The organism is Parasphingopyxis lamellibrachiae (assembly GCF_003385775.1).
GTDB lineage: Bacteria > Pseudomonadota > Alphaproteobacteria > Sphingomonadales > Sphingomonadaceae > Parasphingopyxis > Parasphingopyxis lamellibrachiae.
Genome location: NZ_QRDP01000004.1, coordinates 112670 through 132288, shown reverse-complemented (window position 1 = coordinate 132288; position 19619 = coordinate 112670). Strand labels below are relative to the sequence as shown.

Here is a 19619-nt window from a genome sequence, read left to right as displayed (position 1 = left end):
ATCTGCTCCCGCCGTTACAATTTTGCGCCTGCTATCGCCAGCATTGTCGCGCCGATCAGGGCGAGGATCATGATCAGCGGCCAATTGGCCCAACCAACCTCGTCGAGATGATCGCGATTGTTGCGTCGGCGATCCATCAATCCCGCAAACACCGCTATTGCGATCAGCGCAATCGCCGCGACGACAAACTTCTCATCCAAGGCTGGGCTATTTACTGAGTTTTTCGATCTGGTCCTGAAGCTGGGCGAGCTGTTCTTTCAGCGCGTCCACTTCGGCGTTGCTCGGGCTGTCCGTCTCACGCGGCGTATCGGCCTTGCCGGTTTGCTTGAAAGCCCCGGCTGCCGCTTCGAACATTTCCATATTGCGGCGCGCAATCTCGCCGAAAGGCCCCGAACCGAGAGCTCCTTCCATGGCATCGCGAAACTTGGCCTGGTTACGCTGGAATGCTTCCATAGAGGCTTCCAGATATTGCGGCACCATCGCCGACATCGAATTGCCGTACATGCCGATCAGATCGCGAAGAAAGCTGACGGGCAACATCGTCTGGCCATGGCTTTCCTCTTCCATGATAATCTGCGTCAGGACGCTGCGGGTGATGTCTTCGCCGCTCTTGGCATCAATCACCTGAAAATCGCGTTTTTCACGGATCATCGTACCAAGATTGTCCAATGTAATGTAACTGGAACTTTCGGTGTTATAGAGGCGCCGATTGGCGTATTTCTTGATAATGACCGTGTCGGAGTCGGAACCGGATTTAGCCATGAATATCTCTCCAAATGTTGGAGACGGCTTAGCACCGAGAGATACTGCGCTGCAACACAAACCCCGCCCTCTCCCACTTTTCCTCGATTTGCTGCGCAGCGAAACTGCAGCATCGCCGGAGCGGACGGTTGCCGCGCTTGCCGGTCTGAAGGCCTATCAAGAAGCCGAACGGGGCCCGGCGAGGCGTCCCGCGCCCATTGCAGCGGAGGTCGGCAGGGCGAAACTCCTCGATTATGGCGGCGACGGCCCGGCGGTGATTTTCGTTCCTTCGCTGATCAATCCGCCGACGATTCTGGATCTGGCGGAGAATAATTCGCTGCTCTGCTGGCTCAGCGCACAGGGCGTCCACCCCTATCTCGTCGATTGGGGCGCGCCGACGGCCGATGAAGCAAAGATGACCATTGGCGATCATGTTGAAGGGCTTCTACTGCCGCTGATCGATGCTCTGGGCGAGCCTGCGCATCTCGTTGGCTATTGTCTCGGCGGAACGATGGCGGCTGCGGCAGCGATGCTGCGCCCCCCCCTTTCGCTGGTCACGATTGCGGCCCCCTGGCACTTCGACGGATTTCCGGACGATGCCCGTGGCGGCCTGAAACAGCTTTGGGAGAGTTCCGAACCCGCGGCGCGTGATCTGGGCGCCTTGCCGATGGAGGTTCTGCAAACCGGTTTCTGGAAGCTCGACCCTGCTCGCACTGTAAGCAAGTTCGAAATGTTCGGGCGGCTGGACCCGAAAAGCGACAAGGCCCGGGCCTTCGTTGCACTGGAAGACTGGGCAAATGACGGACCGCCGCTGAGCTACGGCGCGGGCAGGGAACTTGTCGAGGATCTGTTCTGCGGCAATGCAACAGGTTGCGGACAATGGACAGTCGGCGGGCGAATCATCGATCCAGCCCTCCTACCCTGTCCCGTGCTGGACATCATTTCATCCACCGATCGTATCGTTCCGGAAGCCACCGCAGCACGGGCCGGCAAGGTCATCACCCTTTCCCAGGGCCATGTCGGAATGGTTGTGGGCAGACGCGGAAGAACAGCTCTGTGGGAGCCCCTCGCCCAATGGCTTTCGCAGGTGCAACATAGGAGCTAAGCTCCCGCCCGAATCCTCTGTTTGTCATGTGAAAAGGCCATCGCCATGTCCGATATCGTCATAACCGCCGCCAAACGCACGCCCGTTGGCAGTTTTCTGGGAGCTTTCGCCACCACGCCCGCGCATGAGCTGGGCCGGGTCGCGATCGAGGCAGCACTTGCACAATGCGGCGTTGCACCAGGCGATGTGTCGGAAGTCGTGATGGGCCAGGTGCTGACCGCAGGCGAAGGCCAGAACCCGGCGCGGCAGGCGGCGATGGCCGCGGGCGTACCGAAGGAAATTCCGGCCTGGGGCGTCAATCAGGTCTGCGGATCCGGCCTGCGCGCCGTGGCCATTGCCAGCCAGCAGGTGGCGTGCGGCGATGCAGCCATCGTCGTCGCGGGCGGGCAGGAGAATATGTCGATGAGCCGCCATTGCCAGAATTTGCGGGCCGGACAGAAGATGGGCGATCTCGCGCTGGTCGACACAATGATCAAGGATGGCCTCACCGATGTGTTCAACGATTATCACATGGGCATCACGGCCGAAAACCTTGCCGAGCGCTACCAGATATCGCGTGAGGCGCAGGACGCCTTTGCCACCCTTTCCCAGAACAATGCCGAGAGAGCGCGCGCGGACGGCCGTTTCCGCGACGAGATCGCACCCGTTGCCGTTGCGCACCGCAAAGGCGATATCCTCGTCGAGGACGACGAATATATCCGCGCCGGCGTAACGGCGGAGAGTCTTGCCGGGCTGCGCCCCGCTTTCAAGAAGGACGGCACCGTGACGGCCGCCAACGCAAGCGGGATCAATGACGGCGCGGCCGCCCTGATCGTTATGACGGCGGAAGAAGCTGAGCGCCGCGGCGCCCCAGTCCTTGCGCGGATCGCAAGCTGGGCTTCGGCCGGCGTCGACCCGTCGATCATGGGCATTGGCCCCGTCCCCGCCACCAAAAGAGCGCTTGAAAAGGCCGGTTGGTCGATCGGCGACCTCGACCTGATTGAAGCGAACGAAGCCTTTGCCGCACAGGCCCTATCGGTTGGCCAGGATCTCGGCTGGGATCCGGACAAGGTGAATGTGAATGGCGGTGCCATCGCAATCGGCCATCCGATCGGGGCCTCCGGCGCGCGGGTACTGACGACCCTGCTCTATGAAATGGACAAGCGCGACGTGCATAAGGGCCTGGCGACTTTATGCATCGGTGGCGGAATGGGTATCGCAATGTGTGTCGAGCGCTAGGCGCATCGCCACCGCCGCACCTACACATTAGCGTATTTCACCATTTTGTTGGGTGATCGACTGAAAAGGCCGTCGCTGAGATTACCCAATCCCCTGTAATTCCAGCATTTTCGGAAACTGGCACGACTTCTGCTTTGTTAGGAGCATAACCGGCATGCGTCGGGGCACATACAAACGCAAAGTTTGAGGTTCAGGAATGTTTGACAAACTCGCTTATATTGGCGCCGCAGGCTTGCTCGCGCTTGGTGGTTACGCAACCGACGTTCTGGGAAACGGCGAAACCGAGGCGGTCGAAGGCCGCATCTATCATTATGTGCGCAGCAACCGGGACGGATCCAGCCCGGAAAATGTTTATGTATATCGCGAAGCGGCCAATCACATCGAAGTGTACAAGGCGGTCGAGCGCTGCACGGGCGCTGCCTTTGTATCGGCCTGGATCGATACCGAGACGGGTAGCGCAAGCACGATCCAGGGCGGCCGGCTGATGCCCGAAGCTCGGCATGAGAATTTCGCGACCGTCTCCTACGATCCGGCTGCGACGATGCTGCGCGCGGAAGCCGCCCTGCCCGACCAGATGATCCGCCAGCAGGTGCGTGTTGAAGAACCCATCTATCATCTCTACGACTTCGATCTGGCAACATTGTCCGTCCAGACCATGGCGCTTGAAGATCCGCGCGCCGGCTTTTCGTTCGGCCTGCCGTTGATCTGGACCGAGCCCGAAGACGGCCGGTTCGTCCGTCACCTTGGCCGTGCAGATGCCGTCTATGTCAGGGAGGAGGACTATCACGGCACAGCAGCATTGCGCTTCGAGGTTGGTGGAACGGCCTTCGGTGAAAATGGCGGCCCGCTGTGGATTGATGCACAATCGGGCCATGTACTGGGCGCCGAATGGGGCATTCCCAACCATGCGGGCATGGAAGATTTCGCGATCCGCCTCATGGATGTCGAGGATGGCGGAGAAGCGGGCTGGAACGCCTTGCTCACCAGCCATTTCGAAGGATGCCCGACCGTTTAGGCTGACCATAACCTGCTTTGCAGGAAATTGCCGCGCCAGCCCGCAGGTTGCGTCTGACAAATGAGATTCTCTCCCTAGATTGCAGCACCCTGCGCTTCAGCCTAGCATGGATGCATGACCTATCTAATTCGCACGGCGCTTGCCGCCTGCCTGATCGGATTGACTGCTTGCGCCATGCCCGAGGAAATCACCAACGCCGCTGTTCCGCCCTCCGCGGAAATCATGAGTTGGAACGACCTGTTTTCGCGTGAGCAACCCCAAACCGATATTCGCATCGCCTATGGCGAAGGCGACCTACAGTTTTCCGAACTCTGGCTGCCTGAAGGCGAAGGCCCACACCCCACAGTGCTTATGATCCATGGCGGCTGCTGGCAGACCGATATTGCCGAACGCGATATCATGAACTGGATCGCCGAAGACCTGCGCCAGCGCGGCATCGCGGTCTGGAATATCGAATATCGCGGCGTCGACCGCGAAGGCGGTGGCTATCCGGGAACCTATGAGGATGTGCTCGCCGCCGGTGACTCGCTGATGGCCAACTGGGATCGGTACAATCTCAACGTCGAACCGATTGTCGCCATCGGCCATTCGGCGGGCGGACACCTCGCACTGTGGCTTGCGGCGCGTCAATCGGCCTTTACCGGCCAGCCGCTCACGGGCAGGCATCGGCTACCGATTGCTGCGGCAATCAGTCAGGGCGGGCTGCCCGACCTGGAAGCCGGAACACGGCGCGAGGGGCATGCTTGCGGAACAGACGCCCCACGTTTGATGATGGGCAACCATCCCGAACTCACATCTCCGCAACGAATGCCCGCTGCAATGGCCCCGCAGATCCTCGTCAATGCGGAACGCGACCGGATCGCTCCGCCCGAATATGCAGAGGCCTATCGCAATGCCAATCTTGCCCGTGATGCAACCAATATCGGGCTCGTCACTGTACCGGGTGAAGGCCATGTCGAACTGGTGACTCCCGGCACGGCGAGCTGGGAACGGCAGGTCGAACTGATCGAGGAGGCACTTGGATTGTCATGAGCAGCCTGGACGACGCCCGCGCGCTAGATGCCGCCGATCCGCTTGCCGGGATGCGTGAACGCTTCCTGTTGCCAGAGGGCATTATCTATCTCGATGGGAATTCGTTGGGAGCTTTGCCCAAAGCAACCATCGCTGCCCAGAAAGATGTGGTCGAGCGCCAATGGGGTACCGACCTCATCCGCAGCTGGAACGACAATGGCTGGATCGGTGCACCGCAACGGATCGGCGCGAAAATTGCGACACTGATCGGGGCAGAGCCCCATGAAGTGATCGTGACGGATTCTGTTTCGGTCAACCTGTTCAAACTGATAATCGCCGCGACCCGGCTGAACGCCGATCGTTCTCAGATACTGACCGAGCCGGGCAATTTCCCGACCGATCTCTACACAGCAGATGGCGCGGCTGGCCTGCTGGCCAATCACATTGTCCATACCGAGCAGGCCGGCGATCTTGTCGATGCGCTCGGCCCCGATACGGCGCTGATGCTGCTGACCCATGTCCATTACAAGTCGGGGGCCCGCCACGACATGCAGCTGCTGACCGAAGAAGCGCATGAGGCAGGCGCACTGGCGCTCTGGGACCTGAGTCACAGCGTCGGTGCGATCCCCATCGACTTGGGCGGCTGCGAGGTCGATCTCGCGGTCGGCTGCGGCTATAAATATCTGAATGGCGGGCCTGGCGCTCCGGCCTTTCTCTACGTTCGCGAAGATTTGCAGGATCAGCTGCGCTCGCCCTTGTCCGGCTGGATGGGGCATGAGGCCCCGTTCGAGTTTCGTGACGATTATGTGCCCGCGCCGGGCATCAGCCGGTTCCTCTGCGGAACGCCTCCGATACTGAATATGCTGGCCCTTGAGAGCGGTGTCGACCTGTTTGCCGATATCGATATGGATGCTGTGGTCGCGAAATCCGCGGCCCTGTTCGATCTGTTCGAAACACGTATCGAAGAGCGTTGCGGCGATCACGGCTTGGAGCTTATCACCCCTCGCGACGCTGCCCATCGTGGCAGCCATATCTCGTATCGCCATCCGAATGGCTGGCCAATCATGCAGGCGCTGATTGAGCGCCGTGTCATTGGCGATTTCCGCGCGCCCGATATTTTGCGCTTCGGCCTGACGCCGCTCTACACAAGCTTTGCGGACATCTGGCAGGCTGTGGAAATTTTGGGTGAAATTTTGGACAGCGGCATCTGGCGCGATACGCGTTTTGCTGAGAAAACTGCCGTTACCTAGCGAAGCTCAGCTTCTCCCATCGGGAGAAGGATAGGGAGGCTTGCGAGACTTTCTCGCTAGCCGAACTTGGATGAGGGGTTCGCCCCTATCGATGGATGAGCCCCCTCACCCAGCTTCGATTATGTGCGCTTCGCTCACCTAGTCTACACAACTCTCTCCCCATGGGAGAAAGAGCTACCGCGACGGCCGCTCCAACACCACTGTCTCATCGCCTTTAAACGATGCCCGGCGGACCTCTTCAAATCCGAACTTTTGGGCAAGCGCCAGCGACGGTGCATTTTCGGGATCGATGATGCAGCAATAGCCCCGGTTCGGAAGATGGGCATCGGCCCAGCCCAGAGCAGCAGCCAGTGCCTCGCTCGCATAGCCTTTGCCATGGGACCATGTGTCGAAAACCCAGGCTCCTTCCGGTGTATCGGGAAGCGGTGGATCAATCGGCCGCTCGAACGCGCCAAAACCGAGATTGCCTGCGATCCTGCCACTCGCCTTCTCCTCGACGATCCACAAGCCATAACCGAGCAAAAACCAGAAGCCAGCATTACGCGCAAACTTATCCCAAGCTAAACTGCGATCGGCCATTGCCCCGCCCATATGCTGCGTAACTTCGGGATCGGTAATCATGGCACAAAAGCTATCGAAATCCTCGCGGCGAAACTCGCGCAGGACCAGCCGCTCTGTCTCGATGCGCGGCGCATTGGCAACCCTGTCCGTCATGCTCAACCTCCCCGACTGCATAGTGTAGACAGCACGATCCATTCGTCCATAAAAAAACCCGCCCCGGCCGAGGGGATGGCCGGTGCGGGTCCAGGGTAAATCGCGACTATGGGGGACATCGCGATTCAGGGAGTGTCGGGTCAGGCCGCAGCGCGCCCTTCGCCGCGATTTTCACGCAGCCAGTTCAGGGCGTTCTCCGGCGTCGATTCGACATAGGGGTCTTCGTCGGTGCCATCGTCGTTGATCCCCGGCTCTTCGAACCAGGCGACGATCTCGCCGTCTTCGACGACCATGGCGTAACGCCATGAACGGTCGCCAAAGCCCAGATGATCCTTGTTGATCAGCATGCCCATCCGGCGGGTGAAGTCGCCCGAACCGTCCGGCAGCATCTTGACCTTTTCAAGGCCGAGATTTTTGGACCATTGATACATCACAAAGGCGTCGTTGACCGAGATGCAGTAGACCTCGTCCACGCCGAGCTCTTTGAAATCGTCATAATAGCGTTCGAAGGCGGGGCACTGCTCGTTCGAGCAGGTTGGCGTGAAAGCGCCGGGCAGCGAAAAGACGACGCTGCGTTTGCCGGCAAACAGTTCGCCGGTATTCACATCCTGCCAGCGAAAGGGGTTGTCCCCTCCCAGGCTTTCGTCGCGAACTCGGGTTTTCAGGGTTACGTCGGGAACATTGCGTCCAAGCATTCGGGTGTCTCCATTGATTGTCTGTTGATTGATTTGCTGAACAGACAATGGTTGAAACCGCTCGCCGGTTCCAACGGATTTCCCGATAGACAGTTAGTGACGAATTAAATCAATATTCCTCTTGTAATCGATTCAACAACTTTCTCGGGAATCAGGAGATCGGCCCCTCCGCCCTGCCCTGGACGAACTGGTCGACATGCACATCGCCCGAATGCCGCAGCTCAGAAACTGGCCCCGACCATATGATCCGGCCTTCGAAGAGCATCGCCACGCGGTCCGAAATCTTCTCGACCGATCCCATATCATGAGTGATCGTAAGCGCCGTTATGCCGAGATCTTTGACGAGCTCGACGATCAGCTTGTTGATGACATCGGTGCGGATGGGATCGAGGCCGGTCGTGGGTTCGTCGAAAAAGATGATTTCAGGCCGGGGCGCGATGGCACGGGCGAGTGCCACACGCTTCTGCATCCCGCCCGAAAGCTCGCTGGGTCGGAGGTCGAGCACTTCTTTGCCGAGGCCAACCCGTTCAAGATTTTCCAGCGCAGTAGCTCGCATATCCGATGATCGTTTGTGCCGACCCTGGGTCAACGCAAAGGTGATGTTGCGCCAGATCGGTAACGAATCGAACAACGCGCCGCCCTGAAACAGCATTCCGAACTTGGCGCGCACGCGGTCATGATCGGCGGCTTTCATCCCGGTAATCTCTTCGCCGTCGACAAAAATCTTCCCGGCATCGACGTCCATCAGACCCAATATGCATTTCAGCATCACCGATTTGCCGCAGCCCGATCCTCCGATGATGGTCATCGATTCCCCGGGCTCGACTGAAAAGCTTACATCGCGCAGCACATGGTTGCTGCCGAAGCTTTTCGATACGCCTTGTAGCTCGATTTTTGGGTGATCGCTCATCAGCCGCCTAACCGAATGCCGTGAGCGTGATGACGAGGTTCGACAGCAATATCAGGACGAACGCCCCAACCACCGCATTGGTCGTCGCCCGGCCCACGCCCGCCGCGCCGCCCTTTGTCTGTAGCCCAGCATAGCAGCCGGACAGCGCGATGAAGAAGCCGAATACCGCCGCCTTGACCAGCGACATCATGATATCGTCACCTTCAAGGATAGAGTTCGTCATCTCGAGATAGCTGGAAGGGTTGAAGCCGAGCTTGTGGATCGACAGCAAATAGCCGCCAAATATCCCGATCACATTGGCAATGCAGACCAGAATTGGCAGGGCAATCACGCTTGCGAACAGGCGCGGTGCGATCAGATAGCGATAGGGATCGGTCCTGAGCGTCACCATCGCATCAATCTGTTCGGTGACACGCATCGTGCCGATCTCTGCCGCCATCGCTGAAGACACGCGCCCCGCAACCATCAGGCCGACCAGTACAGGCCCCAATTCCCGGACCATCGCGATCACGACAATCGCTGGAACCGTCGATTGCGCATTGAAGCGCGAGCCGCCGGTATAGATTTGCTGGGCCAGAGCCGCGCCGGTGAAAACAGCCGTCAGCGCGACAACGGGCAGCGAGTTCCAGCCGATCTGAAAAAGCTGTTCCAGCAGGCGAAGCGGATACCAGGGCGGTGTCAGCGCCCGCTGGATTGTCTGCAACGCGAACAGCGTCACGCGGCCGACAGACGCGAAGCCCCCGACAACCGGCTTCCCGATTGCCGCGAATATCGCCACTAGCGAGCCCAATATGCCGGTTTCACTCATTCCAGTTGCGCTGATAGCGGCGGCCCAGGGTGGTAAGCAACTCATATTGCGAGAGACCTGACTGGGCGGAGGCCTTGGGAAGATCATAATCGATGGCAAGCCAGTCACCTTCCCGCACTTCAGGCGCGGCGTCCACGGACACGGCAATCAGATCCATCGAAACCCGGCCAATCACCGGGCAGCCGGCACCGCCGAAATTGGTACCGCCTCTCCCCGAAAAACTGCGCAGATAGCCGTCGGCATAGCCCAGATGGAGGATCGCCACCTGGGTATCCTGCTCGGCCGTGAACGTGCTGCCATAGCCGACCGTCTCGCCGGAACCAACCAGGCGGCGCTGGATAACCTGCGCCTCGGGAAAGGCGACCTGCCGAATATGTGGTGCTAAAGCGCTAACCTGCGCCCCGCCGTAGAGCGAAATGCCGGGCCGGGTCAGATCCATGTGATATTTCTTGCCAAGCGCAATGCCGGCTGAATTGCACAGGCTCATCCGCACCGCGCCAGTCTGGCCGGCGAGCGAGGCCAAGGCCGCATGCTGCGCGTCATTCAGCACATTATCCGGCTCATCGGCGCAGGCAAGATGACTCATAAGCGTATCGATCCTGAGCCCGTCGAGAAGCCCCTCCCCAACCTGTTCCACCGAAAGGCCCAGCCGGTTCATGCCGGTATCCACCATCACATCGCACGCACCGCCAGCCGCCTCGCGCCAGCGCTTCACTTGCTCCGCCGAGTTAAGGCAGGGCCGCGCAACGCCTGCGGTTGCGATAGCCATATCCTCCCGCCGCACACCGTGAAAAACGCTGAGCGAGCGACCTTCGCACAGATCGGCGATTTCGGTCGCCTCCGCCCAGGTCGCGACAAAGAAATCGCGGCATCCCGCCCTTATGAGCCGTTGGGTTACGTCGCGCGCGCCCAGCCCATAGCCATTGGCCTTGACCGCAGCGCCGCACGCCGCCGAACCGCTCATCCGGTCAAGGGCATGCCAGTTGTCGGCAAGGGCCGCGCCGTCGAAGCGCAGGCGGAGGGGCGATACGGGCTCAGCCATTATCTTCGAAATCGCGCGGCGGACCCGATGGCAGGCCCCACCAGGCAACGACCACGCCAAAGGCGACAATCGCCCATGTGTACCAGAGCCCGGCATAGATATCGCCGGTGCGCGCGACGATAATCCCGGCGATCAGCGGCAGGAAACCGCCGAGATAACCCGCTCCGATATGATAGGGAATGGACATCGAACTGTACCGGATTTTCGGCGGGAACATCTCGGCGAGCAATGCGGCGACCGACCCATAGGTCAGGGCCGACAGCATGGCCGATACAAGGAGAAGTGCGAGGAGCCCAATGATGTTGATCGCAGGCGGCGACTGGCGCGTGAAATCGAAGCCGCGTTGACCGAGAGCGGCCTGTACGCCGTCGCGTCGCGCAGATCCGTCGGCCAGCCATTCTTCCGCAATCGGCACCGCCTCTCCGCCAACGCTGAGCGACAGCCTATCCGCCGGCTCCAAAGTATAGCGCACACCGCTAGACGTCAGCGTTTCAAGGATACGCCCACACTCTGTCTGTTCGTTCCCAAACAGTTCGGCAAAGGGATCGGTTGTGCATTCTGGGCCGCTGACGACGACCGGATTTTCTGCGGCGGCGCGGGCAAGGCCGGGGTTGGCCAGACTGCCCATGCCCCAGAAAATCGGGAACAGCAGGACAAGTGCCGCCAGTGCACCGACCATAATGGGCTTTTTTCGCCCAACCCGATCAGACCAGCGCCCAACAATCACGTAAAAGACCATCGAGATAAGCCCGGCGGTGAACAGAATAAGCTCAACCGTAAGCGGTTCGACGCGCATCGGGCCGCGCAGGAAGGAAAGCCCGGAGAAGAAGGCGGTATACCAGATTGTCGTCAGCACGCCTGTAACGCCGAACAGTGCGACAAAAATCCGTTTCTTGTTGCCAGGATAGCTGAAGCTTTCGGTAAAAGGATTGGCGGCCGTTTCGCCCGCTTCCTTCATCGCTTTGAACACCGGGCTTTCGGAGAGTTTGAACCGCATCCAGAGCGAGATGACGAGCAGAACGATCGACAGCAGGAACGGCAGCCGCCAGCCCCATGCGGCGAACTGATCATCGGGAATGAGAAAGCGGCAGGCCAAGACGACGGCGATGCTCAGGACAAATCCCCCAACCACGCTCGCCTGGATGAAAGATGTATAGAAACCGCGCTTCTCGGGCGGCGCGTGCTCGGCGACGTAAATCGCCGCCCCGCCATATTCGCCGCCCAGCGCCAGTCCCTGAAGAATGCGCAGGAAAATAACGATGATCGGGGCCGCGATACCAATGGTGGCTGCCGAGGGGATCAGACCCACTCCAGCCGTCGCGATTCCCATCAGCGTGACGGTTACCAGAAAGGTATATTTGCGGCCCAGTTTGTCACCGAGATAGCCGAACAATATTGCGCCAAGCGGCCGAAAACCGAAGCCCACGGCGAAGCCCGCCCATACCAGCAACAATTGAAGTGTTTCATTATCCGCCGGGAAAAAAGCTTGCCCGATCAGTGCGGCGAGCGTGCCATAGATAAAAAAGTCATACCATTCGAATACCGTTCCCGCCGACGATGCGGCAATGACGAGACGAATCTCTTTTTTGGTCGGCTCACTCGAAACCGCCGGTGCTGCGCTGGCCATACGGCCTCCCCTCATATGTTTTGCCAGCCTTTTAGGGAGGAAACGGGCAGCGCGGCAAGCGGGCTTTTCACGCCTTTCAAACCGGGCCATAACCCGCCTTCCGATCAATCAATGCCGGGGTTCGCCATGCGCTCAATTGCCTTTCTCTTCGCCGCAGTCGCCATCGCGGCCACACCGCTGGCTGCACAGCAGGTTTCCGAGCGCACCATAGGCACGGCGACGCTCCAGAATGTCCCCGAGATTCCGGCCGAAGTGGATGCCTCGGTCCAGCGCTTCCAGAATTATCGCGGCGCGGAATTGGAAGACTGGCTCGCCGACGGATCCATTCTGATCACGACGCGCTTCGGTGGCACCGATCAGGTCCACCGCGTCACCGAGCCGATGGGCACGCGAAGCCAGCTCAGTTTCTTCGCCGAACCCGTACAGTCCATTACGGCCATTCCGGGCCAGAATCGCTTTATCGCAACCCGCGACAATGGCGGCGACGAATGGTTTCAGCTTTACGCCATGGGCCTGTCGGGGGAGTCGGTTCAGCTTACCGAGCCGGAAACCCGAAACCTGTCCCCGATATTCTCCAGTGACGGCTCAACATTGGTCTGGGTCAGCGCAGGGCGCGGTACAACCTATACGGTTTATGCAGCCGATCCTGCGGTCGCCGACAGCCGCCGTGTCGTTGCGACATTCGAAACACCGATGTTTCCGGCAGATATCTCGGCAGACGGTAGCGCGGTGCTGCTGCAGAATTACGTGTCGAACCGCGATGCGAGCATCTTTCTTCTCGACATGGCCAGCGGCGAAGCGACCGAATTCGCGGCCAGCGCAGGCACGGTCGACGAATCTCCGCATTTCGCCAGGAACGACAGTGCGATCCTCGCGATCACCAATCGCGGCGGTAATTTCCGCCGGCTCGTCGAATTTGACAGGGATGCCGAGCGGATGACGGCTGTCTCGCCGGACCTCAATTGGGATGTGGAGACATTCGCCCTGTCCGATGACGGCCGGATCCTCGCCTACGCGGTCAACGAGGACGGCTATTCCCGCCTCGTCGTGCAGGATTTCGTCACGCGACGCGCCCTGCCCCAGCCGGACCTGCCCAACGGCGTGCTGACCGGGCTCGCTTTCGCGCCCGACGGAGCCAGCCTGGCGATCGGCATGGAAACGGCAACCTCGGCCGGCGATGTCTGGGTCTGGGGCGTCACGTCCGGCGAGCTTGTCCGCTGGACGCAATCCGAACTCGGGCCGGTCGACACCGCAGCGCTGATCGAGCCCGAGCTTGTCCGCTTCACCAGCTTTGACGGCCGTTCGATCCCGGCCTTTGTCTATCGTCCGCATGGCGCGACCGGCCCGACGCCGGTGATCATGGATATCCATGGCGGCCCCGAAAGCCAGACCCGGCCCGGCTGGAACTCACGCGCCCAATATTTCGCGAATACGCTGGGCGCGACGGTGATCCTCCCCAATGTGCGCGGATCGGATGGGTACGGCACCGAATATCGCGATCTCGACAATGGCCCCCGGCGCGAAGACAGTGTCCGCGATATCGGCGCGCTGCTCGACTGGATCGCCGAACAGCCCGATCTCGATGCCGACCGCGTCGCGGTCTATGGCCAATCCTATGGCGGCTATATGTCGCTCGCGACGATGATCCATTATTCGGATCGGCTCGTCGGCGGGGTCGAGCGCTACGGGATCAGCGATTTCCGCACATTCCTGCAGAACACCCAGGATTACCGCCGCGACATGCGGCGCGGCGAATATGGCGACGAGCGCACGCCCGAAATGGCAGCAGTCTTCGAACGCATCGCGCCGATGAACAACCTGAACCGGATCACGAAGCCGATGCTGGTCATGGCCGGCGCGAACGACCCCCGCGTGCCGCTGTCAGAGAGCGATCAGGTCGTGCAAGGCCTGCGCGAGAACGGCGTGCCGACCTGGTATGTCGTCTTTTCCGACGAAGGGCACGGGTTCCGCAAGAAGCCGAACAATGACTTACGGCACGCGGTAGAAACGGTGTTCTTGCGGGAGTTGTTCGCCACTGCGCCCGAATGATAAATCGCCTCTTGCCGAGGGCGACCCTCTACCGGATGGTCCGGCTCATACACGCTAAGTCCGGACTGTTTTATCGACGCTAACCCTCTTGCGATGGCAGGGCGCAGCCACCGTCGCCGCATCCTTTTCTCCGGCTTCAATTCGGTCCGAAGCCTGGGGCTGGGTATCTTCTTTCATCAGCGCCATGATTTCCGCGCCCAGCACCAGATCGTCGACCTGGCCAAAACTGTGTTTCCGCACAAAGCCCTGTCGATCGATCAGCAGGGTCGTCGGGGTACCGCGCATACCATAGGCAGCCATGGTGATCGGCGGACCGCCGTCTTCCGGCTGCGCGTCGATGGCGACAGGAAAGCTGATCCGGTATTCGTGCAGAAATGCTTTCAAAGCCGTTTCGGCCCCCTGCGCGGCGTGGTGCTCGAACACCGAATGCAGACCAATCACCATGACGTCAGTCTCGCGGAATGATTTGCGCACACGCATTGCCTGAGGAAGGGCGTGGGACACACATCCGGGGCACAACATCTGAAAGGCCTCGATCAGCACAACCCTGCCATGCAGCTGTTCAAGCGAGATCGGACTGTTCGTGTTGAGCCAGTGCGAGACGGTGAGCGGCTTTGCCTTGTCGAAACCCATGAGCTTTTTCCTTTACGCTATCGCCAATATCCATCGGTCGGATAGTCATTAGCAGCGGCTCCTCTTTCAAAGACGAATGCCGAATAGGGTGCCGGCTGTTCAATCCTCCATCACCCTACCGGGAAGCGATAGATCGCCGGACGCGACGTCATGGACGCCCGTAACGCAGAGCAGCGGGGCCCCGCCATTTTCATTGACCTGGAGCTCCGCCGTGACCGCGTCGAAGGCAATGTCCGCGGCATTCTCGACGGGAACCGTGATCCGAGCCCTGCTGCCGTCGAGAACAGGGCTCATTCCCGGACTGTCCAGCGCGATGGGGAGATAGGGCGCGGTAGCGGGGAGCAGGTCCTGGCCCGGAGAAACATCGCGGACCTTCAGTCCCGCGCCGCAGGATTCGTCCTCGACCAGAACGACCCAGTGCGAATGCCAGTCCGCGCCGTCATTTGCCGGGTCACCGTCCCGATTTTCGTCGTAGAGCGGCGTATCGTCGAAATCGGGATGCGCGGTAATCGCAAGCGCCAGAATACCCGAATTGGCGTCGAAGCCCACGATGCTAGGGTCCATACTGGTCGGCCAGACATAGGACTGGACCCGCGCTCCGGTGAGCCGGCCGATCGGAACCGGTTTTACGCTGCCAGCCACGCCGGCGACATCCATGGCGAAAGTCAGCAGACGGCCATCGGTCGTTGCTTCGGCATTGGTAATGTCAAATGCGGGCGGCGTGTCCGCATCGACCGGACTCGCAATCGGATGTGCAAAGAGATGTCCTGAGATTGGGGCCAAAATGCCGAGTACCAGCAGGACCGCTAGGGTGTCATGTTTCATAGCCAATTCCTTCGATTTAGTTTCGACTCGATACTTTAATGTGATTAGCCCTGCATGCTCCGGGTTGCAAGAATAAAGTATTTAGTCGATACTAAATCGATGGTCACGCCAATCTCAACGCTGGTGGAGCGTCTTGCCCGCCTCGTGCAAAACGACTCCCATACGGGCGGTCTCCTGCCTTCGCAGTGGGAAGCGTTGCGCTATGTCGAACGCGCAAACCGGTTCTCGAGCAGTCCGGGCGCACTTGCGGTGTATCTCGGCTTGACGAAGGGCACAGTGTCACAGACGATCAAGGTGCTGGCTGGAAAAGGGCTTGTCAGAAAGGCCCCCACGCTTGCCGATAGGAGAGCCGTTAAGCTGGAATTGACCGCCAAAGGGCGGGAGACGCTGAAAAACGACCCGATCCAGGAAATGCAGGACTGCATAGACGCCCTGCCTGCGGGCGATCGGAACTCCATGGAAACCGCGCTGGAAAACCTCCTGCGCGACATGCTGAAAAACCGGCTTGGGCGCCCCTTTGGCATCTGCCGGTCGTGTCGATATTTTCGCCGCGACCATGAGACCGGCGCGCCGCATCTGTGCAGCCTGCTGGATGAGCCCCTGTCCAACGATGACAGCAATCTAATCTGTATCGAACAGACCGAGGAGGCGGAGCATCCTGACAGTTCCTGATTTCAGGACGCTATTGGCCAGCCGCGCTCCAACCGGCGCGCACCCGCCCTAAAGCCCCGCCTTCGCCTGCTCCCAGTTCCGTCCGTCAAATTTCCGAACCGTCACCTCCAGCCCGTGCCCGTCGTCGAGCGCGCGGTAGTTGACGCTCCAGGCTTCGGGGTGGCTGCGCGGCTGGTAGAAGCTCTTGATCCCGCAATGCCGGCAGAAGAGATGATCGGCTTGCTTCGTGCCGAAGCGGTATGACGTTAGCGCCTCCTCTCCCGATACCAGCGTGAAATCGCCGTGCGGGACGATCAGGTGGAGAAAGCCGGTCTTGCTGCACATCGAGCAGTTGCAGTCGAGCAGTTCGGGGCGCGGCTCGCGGATCAGCGCCTCGAAACGCACCGCGCCGCAATGACAGCCACCCCGAACAATCGTGGAGTCCGCTTCCATGCGCCTCAGCTTCCGTTGAACAATTGCTCGACGATATATTCGGCCGCCTCTTCGGCCGTCATCTCGACCGTGTTGACGCGGATCTCGGCGTTCTCCGGTTCCTCATAGGGGCTGTCGATGCCGGTGAAGTTCTTGAGCTCGCCGGCCCGCGCCTTCCTGTAGAGGCCTTTGACGTCGCGCTGCTCGGCCACCTCGAGCGGCGTATCGACGAACACTTCGACAAATTCGCTTTCGGGCAGCATGGCCCGCACCATCTGCCGCTCGGCGCGGAAGGGCGAGATAAAGGCGGTGAGCACGATCAGCCCGGCATCGGTCATCAGCTTGGCGACCTCGCCGACCCGCCGGATATTCTCCACCCGGTCGACATCGGTAAAACCGAGATCGCGGTTGAGGCCGTGGCGCACATTGTCGCCGTCCAGCAGGAAGCTGTGCTTGCCCATCGCGTGCAGCTTCTTCTCGACGAGATTGGCGATCGTCGATTTGCCGGAGCCCGACAGGCCGGTGAACCAGAGCAGCTTGGCCTTCTGCCCCTTCTGCTCGGCATGGGCTTCGCGGGTGATATCGACGGCTTGCCAATGGATATTCTGCGAGCGGCGCAGCGCAAAATGGATCATCCCCGCACCGACCGTTGCATTGGTTATTCGGTCGATCAGGATGAAGCCACCAAGATCGGGATTATCGTCATAAGGCGTAAATGGAACGGGCCTGTCTGTGGAGATATTGCAGACAGCAATACCGTTCAGTTCCAATGATTTGGACGCCATCTTTTCCATCGTGTTGACATTCACCTGATATTTCTCGTCGGTGATGGTCGCACGCAGATTGTTGGTGCCGATCTTAATCGCATAGGGCCGGCCGGGCAGCATCGGTTCGTCCGCCATCCAGACGATGGTCGCCTCGAACTGGTCGGCAACTTCGGGCGGCGCATCGGCCGCCGCGATAACGTCGCCGCGCGAACAGTCGATCTCGTCGGCCAGGGTTATGGTCACGGACTGGCCGGCAATGGCATGGCCGAGATCGCCGTCTCCGTCGCCCCCGCCCAGGGCGGGCATGGTCACGATGCGCTCTACCGTCGATGTCTTTCCCGAAGGCAGGACGCGGACCGGGTCTCCCGGTGCGATCCGGCCGCTGGCGATCATCCCGGAAAAGCCCCGGAAATCGAGATTGGGCCGGTTCACCCATTGGACCGCCATGCGAAACGGCTGTTTGCGGCGGCGATCGAAATCGAGGCCTACCGTTTCGAGGTGATCGAGCAGCGCGGGCCCATCATACCAGGGCGTTGCGCTACTTTTCGCAATGATATTGTCGCCCTTCAGGCCGGACACCGGCACGGCAAGGAAATCCTCGATCCCGATCCCTGCGGCAAAATCGCGATAGTCGGATACGATATCGTCGAACGCGGCCTGGTCATAGTCGACCAGATCCATCTTGTTCACGGCCAGCACGATGTTGCGGATACCGAGCAGGTGGCTGAGATAGCTGTGGCGGCGGGTTTGAGTGAGCACGCCTTTGCGCGCATCCACGAGGATCACAGCGAGATCGGCGGTCGACGCGCCAGTCACCATGTTGCGGGTGTACTGTTCATGGCCCGGCGTGTCGGCGACGATGAACTTGCGTTTCTCGGTCGCGAAGAAACGGTAGGCAACATCGATGGTGATGCCCTGTTCGCGTTCGGCCGCGAGCCCATCGACCAGCAGCGCAAAATCGATGCCCTGTCCCTGCGTGCCGACCTGCTTGCTATCGGCTTCCAGCGAGGCAAGCTGGTCCTCGAAAATCATCTTGGAATCGTAGAGCAGCCGGCCGATCAGCGTCGATTTTCCGTCATCGACCGAGCCACAGGTGATAAAGCGCAGCAGGGATTTGTGCTGATGCTGCTCCAGATAGGCGTCGATATCCTCCGCGATCAGCGCCTCGGTTTCGTAAATGACTTCGCCATCGGCCATCAGAAATAGCCCTCCCGCTTCTTCTTCTCCATCGAAGCGGCCTGATCGTGATCTATCGCCCGCCCTTCCCGCTCCGAAGTCGTGGTGAGCAGCATTTCCTGAATGATCTCGGGCAGCGTCGTCGCCTCGCTCTCGACCGCGCCGGTCAGCGGATAACAGCCCAGTGTGCGGAAACGGATCGAGCGTTCGACCGCCTCTTCCCCATCTTCGAAGCGGAAGCGATCGTCATCGACCATCAGGATCATTCCGTCCCGCTCGACCGTGGGGCGCCGCGCGGAGAAATAGAGCGGGACGATCTCGATGCCGTTGAGATGGATATATTGCCAGATATCGAGCTCGGTCCAGTTGGACAGCGGGAAGACGCGCACGCTTTCGCCCTTATTCTTCCGTGCATTGTAGAGCGACCAGAGCTCCGGCCGCTGGTTTTTCGGATCCCAGCCGTGATTGGCCGATCGGAAGGAGAAAACGCGCTCCTTGGCCCGCGCCTTTTCCTCGTCGCGCCGCGCCCCGCCAAAGGCCGCATCGAAGCCATGGGCCGTCAGCGCCTGTTTCAGCCCTTCGGTTTTCCACAGATCGGTGTGGAGGGAGCCATGGTCGAAGGGGTTTATGCCCTTTTCCTCGGCCTCGGGATTGCGATGCACGATCAATTCCATCCCGGCATCCTTCGCCGCCTTTTCGCGCAGCGCATACATCGCCTGGAACTTCCAGGTCGTGTCGACATGCAGGAGCGGAAATGGCGGCGGGCTCGGATAGAAGGCCTTTTTGGCCAGGTGCAGCATGACCGCGGAGTCCTTGCCGACCGAATACATCATGACCGGATTCTCGGCCTCGGCGACCACTTCGCGCATGATATGGATCGCCTCGGCCTCGAGACGCTCAAGATGCGTCAGCCTTTCCGGCGCCGGAGCTGCATCTGCAGTCATTATATC

20 protein-coding genes are annotated in these 19619 nt (G+C 60.2%); 7 read left to right on the top strand and 13 right to left on the bottom strand.

Annotated features, from left to right (window positions below; genetic code table 11):
- Positions 1–14 precede the first annotated feature (14 nt).
- Both DFR46_RS00740 and phaR read right to left on the bottom strand, forming a co-directional pair.
- Complete coding sequence (locus DFR46_RS00740; RefSeq protein WP_116234717.1) at positions 15–200, bottom strand: hypothetical protein; 186 nt, start codon at positions 198–200, stop codon at positions 15–17.
- Positions 201–207: 7 nt separating this feature from the next.
- The gene (gene phaR, locus DFR46_RS00735) at positions 208–762 is read right to left on the bottom strand and encodes a polyhydroxyalkanoate synthesis repressor PhaR (protein WP_116234716.1); all 555 of its coding nucleotides are present in this window, start codon (positions 760–762) and stop codon (positions 208–210) included.
- Between phaR and DFR46_RS00730 the strand changes: the two genes are divergently transcribed.
- The 5 genes from DFR46_RS00730 (at position 761) to kynU (ending at position 6340) form a co-directional block, all read left to right on the top strand.
- A complete protein-coding gene (locus DFR46_RS00730; protein ID WP_116234715.1) occupies positions 761–1846 on the top strand; it encodes an alpha/beta fold hydrolase in 1086 nt (361 codons plus the stop codon). The genes phaR and DFR46_RS00730 overlap by 2 nt on opposite strands.
- A 45-nt stretch (positions 1847–1891) precedes the next feature.
- Complete coding sequence (locus tag DFR46_RS00725) at positions 1892–3064, top strand: acetyl-CoA C-acetyltransferase (RefSeq protein ID WP_116234714.1); 1173 nt, start codon at positions 1892–1894, stop codon at positions 3062–3064.
- Between the two features lie 196 nt (positions 3065–3260).
- Positions 3261–4079 carry a hypothetical protein gene (locus DFR46_RS00720; RefSeq protein ID WP_116234713.1) on the top strand — a complete coding sequence of 273 codons (819 nt, stop codon included), beginning with the start codon at positions 3261–3263 and terminating at the stop codon, positions 4077–4079.
- A 114-nt stretch (positions 4080–4193) separates the two neighbouring features.
- A complete protein-coding gene (locus DFR46_RS00715) occupies positions 4194–5111 on the top strand; it encodes an alpha/beta hydrolase family protein (RefSeq protein ID WP_245953580.1) in 918 nt (305 codons plus the stop codon).
- Positions 5108–6340, top strand: a complete 1233-nt coding sequence (gene kynU / locus DFR46_RS00710; RefSeq protein ID WP_116234712.1) for a kynureninase — start codon at positions 5108–5110, stop codon at positions 6338–6340. Before DFR46_RS00715 ends, kynU begins: the two co-directional genes overlap by 4 nt.
- Before the next feature lie 174 nt (positions 6341–6514).
- On the opposite strand, the gene DFR46_RS00705 is transcribed toward kynU, so the two are convergent.
- The 6 genes from DFR46_RS00705 to DFR46_RS00680 all read right to left on the bottom strand — a co-directional run bounded on the left by DFR46_RS00705 (position 6515) and on the right by DFR46_RS00680 (position 12136).
- Positions 6515–7054 (bottom strand): GNAT family N-acetyltransferase, encoded by a 540-nt coding sequence (locus DFR46_RS00705; RefSeq protein WP_162843368.1) that lies wholly within the window; start codon positions 7052–7054, stop codon positions 6515–6517.
- Positions 7055–7194: 140 nt separating this feature from the next.
- Positions 7195–7749, bottom strand: coding sequence for a peroxiredoxin (locus tag DFR46_RS00700; RefSeq protein WP_116237063.1), 555 nt, complete (start codon positions 7747–7749; stop codon positions 7195–7197).
- Between the two features lie 151 nt (positions 7750–7900).
- A complete protein-coding gene (locus tag DFR46_RS00695; protein WP_116234710.1) occupies positions 7901–8659 on the bottom strand; it encodes an ABC transporter ATP-binding protein in 759 nt (252 codons plus the stop codon).
- 7 nt (positions 8660–8666) lie between these two features.
- Complete coding sequence (locus DFR46_RS00690; RefSeq protein ID WP_116234709.1) at positions 8667–9467, bottom strand: MlaE family ABC transporter permease; 801 nt, start codon at positions 9465–9467, stop codon at positions 8667–8669.
- Entirely contained in the window at positions 9460–10509 is a 1050-nt protein-coding gene (alr, locus tag DFR46_RS00685) for an alanine racemase (RefSeq protein ID WP_116234708.1), read from the bottom strand. Before alr ends, DFR46_RS00690 begins: the two co-directional genes overlap by 8 nt.
- Positions 10502–12136, bottom strand: a complete 1635-nt coding sequence (locus tag DFR46_RS00680; RefSeq protein ID WP_116234707.1) for an MFS transporter — start codon at positions 12134–12136, stop codon at positions 10502–10504. Before DFR46_RS00680 ends, alr begins: the two co-directional genes overlap by 8 nt.
- A gap of 126 nt (positions 12137–12262) precedes the next feature.
- Here DFR46_RS00680 and DFR46_RS00675 point away from each other — a divergent pair, with 126 nt between their 5' ends.
- Positions 12263–14185, top strand: a complete 1923-nt coding sequence (locus tag DFR46_RS00675; protein ID WP_116237062.1) for a S9 family peptidase — start codon at positions 12263–12265, stop codon at positions 14183–14185.
- Between the two features lie 54 nt (positions 14186–14239).
- On the opposite strand, the gene DFR46_RS00670 is transcribed toward DFR46_RS00675, so the two are convergent.
- Both DFR46_RS00670 and DFR46_RS00665 read right to left on the bottom strand, forming a co-directional pair.
- Positions 14240–14818 carry a redoxin domain-containing protein gene (locus DFR46_RS00670; protein WP_116234706.1) on the bottom strand — a complete coding sequence of 193 codons (579 nt, stop codon included), beginning with the start codon at positions 14816–14818 and terminating at the stop codon, positions 14240–14242.
- 99 nt (positions 14819–14917) lie between these two features.
- On the bottom strand, positions 14918–15643 hold the full coding sequence (locus DFR46_RS00665; RefSeq protein WP_116234705.1) for a hypothetical protein: 726 nt from the start codon (positions 15641–15643) through the stop codon (positions 14918–14920).
- Positions 15644–15742: 99 nt separating this feature from the next.
- On the opposite strand from DFR46_RS00665, the gene DFR46_RS00660 reads away from it, so the two are divergent.
- Entirely contained in the window at positions 15743–16315 is a 573-nt protein-coding gene (locus DFR46_RS00660; protein WP_116234704.1) for a MarR family winged helix-turn-helix transcriptional regulator, read from the top strand.
- Positions 16316–16363: 48 nt separating this feature from the next.
- On the opposite strand, the gene DFR46_RS00655 is transcribed toward DFR46_RS00660, so the two are convergent.
- The 3 genes from DFR46_RS00655 to cysD are packed head-to-tail and all read right to left on the bottom strand — an operon-like array spanning position 16364 to position 19613.
- Positions 16364–16747, bottom strand: a complete 384-nt coding sequence (locus DFR46_RS00655; protein ID WP_116234703.1) for a GFA family protein — start codon at positions 16745–16747, stop codon at positions 16364–16366.
- Positions 16748–16752: 5 nt separating this feature from the next.
- A complete protein-coding gene (gene cysN / locus DFR46_RS00650) occupies positions 16753–18690 on the bottom strand; it encodes a sulfate adenylyltransferase subunit CysN (RefSeq protein WP_116234702.1) in 1938 nt (645 codons plus the stop codon).
- Positions 18690–19613, bottom strand: coding sequence for a sulfate adenylyltransferase subunit CysD (gene cysD / locus DFR46_RS00645; RefSeq protein ID WP_116237061.1), 924 nt, complete (start codon positions 19611–19613; stop codon positions 18690–18692). Before cysD ends, cysN begins: the two co-directional genes overlap by 1 nt.
- Positions 19614–19619 lie beyond the last annotated feature (6 nt).